7 protein-coding genes are annotated in these 4,390 nt (G+C 31.7%); all 7 read right to left on the bottom strand.

Going from position 1 to position 4,390, the window contains the following annotated elements:
• Positions 1–1,040, bottom strand: a 1,040-nt coding sequence (atpA, locus tag UDIV_RS02795; RefSeq protein ID WP_038103025.1) for a F0F1 ATP synthase subunit alpha, incomplete at its 3' end; no start/stop codon positions are given.
• A complete protein-coding gene (locus UDIV_RS02790; protein ID WP_038103022.1) occupies positions 1,033–1,338 on the bottom strand; it encodes a F0F1 ATP synthase subunit delta in 306 nt (101 codons plus the stop codon). The genes atpA and UDIV_RS02790, both read right to left, overlap by 8 nt.
• A 7-nt stretch (positions 1,339–1,345) precedes the next feature.
• Positions 1,346–1,876, bottom strand: coding sequence for an ATP synthase F1 subunit delta (gene atpH, locus UDIV_RS02785; protein WP_038103019.1), 531 nt, complete (start codon positions 1,874–1,876; stop codon positions 1,346–1,348).
• A 5-nt stretch (positions 1,877–1,881) separates the two neighbouring features.
• Positions 1,882–2,502, bottom strand: coding sequence for a F0F1 ATP synthase subunit B (gene atpF / locus UDIV_RS04330; RefSeq protein ID WP_081847826.1), 621 nt, complete (start codon positions 2,500–2,502; stop codon positions 1,882–1,884).
• Between the two features lie 61 nt (positions 2,503–2,563).
• Positions 2,564–2,893: an ATP synthase subunit C gene (locus tag UDIV_RS02775; protein WP_038103016.1), complete on the bottom strand. Its 330-nt coding sequence runs from the start codon at positions 2,891–2,893 to the stop codon at positions 2,564–2,566.
• Between the two features lie 52 nt (positions 2,894–2,945).
• Positions 2,946–3,758, bottom strand: coding sequence for a F0F1 ATP synthase subunit A (locus UDIV_RS02770; protein ID WP_038103012.1), 813 nt, complete (start codon positions 3,756–3,758; stop codon positions 2,946–2,948).
• Positions 3,759–3,769: 11 nt separating this feature from the next.
• On the bottom strand, positions 3,770–4,162 hold the full coding sequence (locus UDIV_RS02765) for a hypothetical protein (RefSeq protein WP_156021873.1): 393 nt from the start codon (positions 4,160–4,162) through the stop codon (positions 3,770–3,772).
• Between the last annotated feature and the right edge of the window lie 228 nt (positions 4,163–4,390).

Genomic DNA, 4,390 nt, shown 5'->3' with positions numbered 1-4,390 from the left:
GAAGTTATCATAAATAATTGACCATCAGTAATTGAAATTACATTAGTTGGAATATATGCTGAAATATCTCCAGCTTGTGTTTCTACAATCGGTAAAGCAGTAATTGAACCCGCCCCTAAATCATCATTTAATTTACATGCACGTTCTAATAAACGGCTATGTAAATAGAAAACATCACCTGGATAAGCCTCACGACCTGGTGGACGACGAAGTAGTAATGATAATGTACGATATGCGATAGCATGTTTAGATAAATCATCATACACAATTAGTACATCTTTACCTTCATGCATTCATTGTTCAGCAATTGTTACTCCGGTGAATGGAGCTAAGTATTGTAATGCTGGTAATTCAGATGCATTTGCAGCAACAACAGTTGTATATTCCATTGCCCCTGTTTTTTCTAAAGTACGAACAACATTAGCAACTGTTGAGTTTTTTTGACCAATCGCTACATAAACACAATTAACATTTCGACCACGTTGATTAATAATTGCATCAATTGCAACAGTTGTTTTTCCTGTTTGACGGTCACCAATGATTAATTCACGTTGACCTTTACCAATTGGAAACATTGCATCAACTGATAAAATACCAGTTTCTAATGGTTGATGAACTGATTTACGATCCATAACACCATGTGCAATTTTTTCTACAACATCAAACTTAGTTGCATTAATTGGCCCTTTATTATCAACGGGTTTACCAAGCGCATCAACAACACGACCCAACATACAATCGCCAACTGGGACTTGTACAATGCGATTAGTACGGTAAACTTTATCACCTTCTTTAATACCTGAGAATTCGCCTAAAATAACAATACCAACAACATCTTCTTCTAGGTTTAATGCTAATCCTTCAGTTCCATTTTCAAAACGAATAATTTCGTTTAGCATCACTTTATCAAGGCCATCAGCTAAAGCGATTCCATCTCCTAATGACACAACTGTACCAAACTCATTAACTACATGCGAATTAGTGTATTTTTTAAGTTTAGATTTTATGTCATTAATAATTGAATTATTTTTATTATTTATCACTTAACACACCCTCTTTCTCGTTAGTATTGATGATTTGTTTTAATTTTGTTCGAAGAGAAGAATCAATCGTTTGAGAATTAATTTTTAAAGCAACCCCGCCAATTAAACTAGGGTCAATGATACTTGTGAGAATGATATTTTTCCCATAAATCTTAGTTAATGCATTAAGAATACGATCTTTTTGTTTTTGAGACAACTCATATTTTGAACTAACTTCAATTCTAGTTATACCTTTGTCATAATTCTTAATTCTTTCACTAATTAAGCGTGAATATTTTTCTAATTTACTTTTCATACAAAGACTAATCTTCTAATAAAAATTGATTTAATTTAGTTTTGATCGATCCATCAGCTACCTGTGATTGAAAATTAACTTTAACTCCCCCTAAAATTGATTTATCAATATAAACTTTCGGGCGGAATGTTTTGTTATATTTTTTCTCATAGGCAGTTTCAATTTGATGAATATGTTTTGGTGATAATTCGAAAGCTGAAGTAATAATTAAATCTTCACAACCTAATTCCTCACCAATTAAATCATGAGCCTTTTTAATAATGCGATTAAATAATTTAAATAAATCTCGATCGATTAGTAAATAAATTAAATTTAATAAGCATTGCTCAATCTCTTTACCAAAAACGTCCTTAGCAATGTTTTTACGAAATTCACTATCAATAGTAATATCACTTAGCTCATCAATAAAATTTGGAGCTTCTTGTATCACGGCTGCTAAGATGTTTAAATCATTTTCATACTTAGCAAGCTTTTTTGCTTCTTTTGCTATTTCAAAAATTGAATAAGCAAATTTTTCTACAGATTTGACTAACTTCACTTAAATTATTTCTTTAAATTAGTTTCTAAATCCTTAATGAATTCATCAACTAATTTATCATTATCTTCTCTTGAAATTTCTTTTTTCATCAATGCTTCTGCAGCAAAGAATGCTGCTTCACGAGCTTCAGATTGAAGACGTTTAAGTTCTGCTTCTTGTTCATGTGCAAAATTAATTCTTGCAGATGTAACGATTTTATCTGCTGCCTCACGAGCTTCTTGTTCTAATTGAGAACGATAAGATTGTGATTCAGCTTTTGTATTCGCAATAATTTGGCTAGCTTGTGTTTGTGCACTAAGGTGCTCTTGTTTTGCATTTTCTAAGTAAGCGATTGCTTCAGCTTTTGCTTCTTCAGCATCTTGAATTTCTTTAGCTATATATTCACGACGCTTGTCCAACATTTTATTTGTTGGTTTTCAAATTAATCATAAGATTAATGAGAATACCAAACACATTGCTCCAACTTGTGCTAAGAATACTCATGCATTAGGGAATAGAGTATTAATAATTTCAGTTGGATTTAGTTCAGGAATATCTGCTGTACATGATGCAATGAAAGGCACAAGAAACACACCAAGTGCAAGTGTAGACAAACTAGCTACTAAGTGTTTTTTGTTAATTTTCATAGATTTTGCCCTCATAATTTATTTTTTTCTTTAAATTTATTGTAACGAACGAAATAAACTACTAAGCAACGAAAATAATTAAAATAGAAACAATTAAAGCATAAATCGCAACGGCTTCAGCTAAGGCTAAACCAACGATCATTGTACTTAAAATTTTTGGTTGAGCTTCTGGATTACGAGCAACCGCTTGAACTGAGTTAGCAGTGGCAAAACCTTGCATTAAACCTACTGCACCAGCAGCCAACATTGTTAAACCTGCTCCTAAGTATTTACCTAAATAAGCAACTGCACCACCATTTTGAAGTTGTGCACCAGATACCGAATCAACGTTTGGTAATGAACCTGCATCAAGATGTGATGAAATAACATTAGTTAAATCAATAAAAGACATATTTGTTCTCCTTGTTTTTATTATCTAGTTTTGTGTATTTGAATTTAGAAGATTAAGCAACAGAAACCATTTGTTCTTTTGCCTGATGTTCCGCTAAACGTTTAGCTGCTTCTTTTTCAGCTTTTTTGTGAGCCACATGTGCATGATGTTCTTCAGCTTCTTTAATTTCAAGACCTCAATTAATGCTTGTAAGTAATGTGAACACGTAAGCTTGAATTGTTCCAGCAAACATTGTAAAGTAACCAATTAAAATTGGTAGAATTGTCACTGCTCCAATGATTGATATACCAATCCATGGTAGTGAGTTAGTGAATCCTGCAAATGCTCAGAATGTAATATTCAATAATATTGCAGCAGCAGTAATATTACCCCATAGACGGAATGTTAATGAAATAATTGGTGATAGCTTTGACACAATTTCAAGTGGGTTAACCATCACAGGAATACCTTTAATTTTTAGAGTAAACTTCAAGAAGAATGAAGCTTTTTGGTAACGTAAAGCGACAATTTGACCACCAATAACTGATGATAAAGCCATTGCTAATGGTACCGCAGATGCTGTTGTTGCTTCTTTAAAACCAAATAGCGAAACCATATTAGCTGTAAAGATATATGAGAATGTAAATAACACAAACGGCGCAAACTTAACATATTTTGCCCCCATTGTATCAACTACTAAGCCTCTAAAGAAATTTACAATAATTCCAATGATAATCACAAAGCGGTTTGGGATATCATGAACAGTTAATTTACGAACCATTGCAAAGTATACAATTGAAATAGTTGAAATGATTAAAGTAACCATAATAATCGCACCAATGTGCGGTAAAGCAATACCAATATCAAGTGGGTTATAACTTTCCATTTTTTCACCTCCTAATGTTTTAGAGATTTTTTGGTTTTTATGTTGTCATATATTTGTGTTCCTAATTGTGCTACTAACAATAATGCAGTAAGGACAAATAATGTAACCTCATTAAAAACTTCAGCTCCAAAAGCAAACCTATTTAATAAGATTCCAATTACAAGCGGCAATAATCCTGCCATATTAAAAAAAGCATATAAAATTGCAAAACTTGATATATTATGAAATCTAAATCGTTTTCGTTTGCCTACTAGATTGATTGCCTTATCTACTTTTGCTTTAAATAGTTTATTAATGATCCAATGTTTAAAGCTAGCAAGTAGTAGACATGAGGGAACAGTTAATAGATAAGCATAAAAAAATGATTCGCCGTTATTTAATCAAACCCCTAAAAATATGCACACTATTAAGCTTAGTGTTGCAATAGGTAGAAAGATTGATAAATAGGTTTGAATCACTTTATTGTACTGCACTATTATCCATACACTCTTAAACAAATTAATCAGCCAAAAGGGTTTGGCTTAGTATTATTATAATAAATTTCAAACCTTTTATAGCATTTCCTTATCTTTTTTTTAATTTATTCTTAACATAGTTAGATTTAACTTAGCTTTTAATTAATAATTAATTAA

It is taken from the genome of Ureaplasma diversum NCTC 246 (assembly GCF_000731915.1).
Taxonomy (GTDB): Bacteria; Bacillota_I; Bacilli_A; order Mycoplasmatales; family Mycoplasmoidaceae; genus Ureaplasma; species Ureaplasma diversum.
This window is presented reverse-complemented; position numbering and strand designations above follow the sequence as displayed.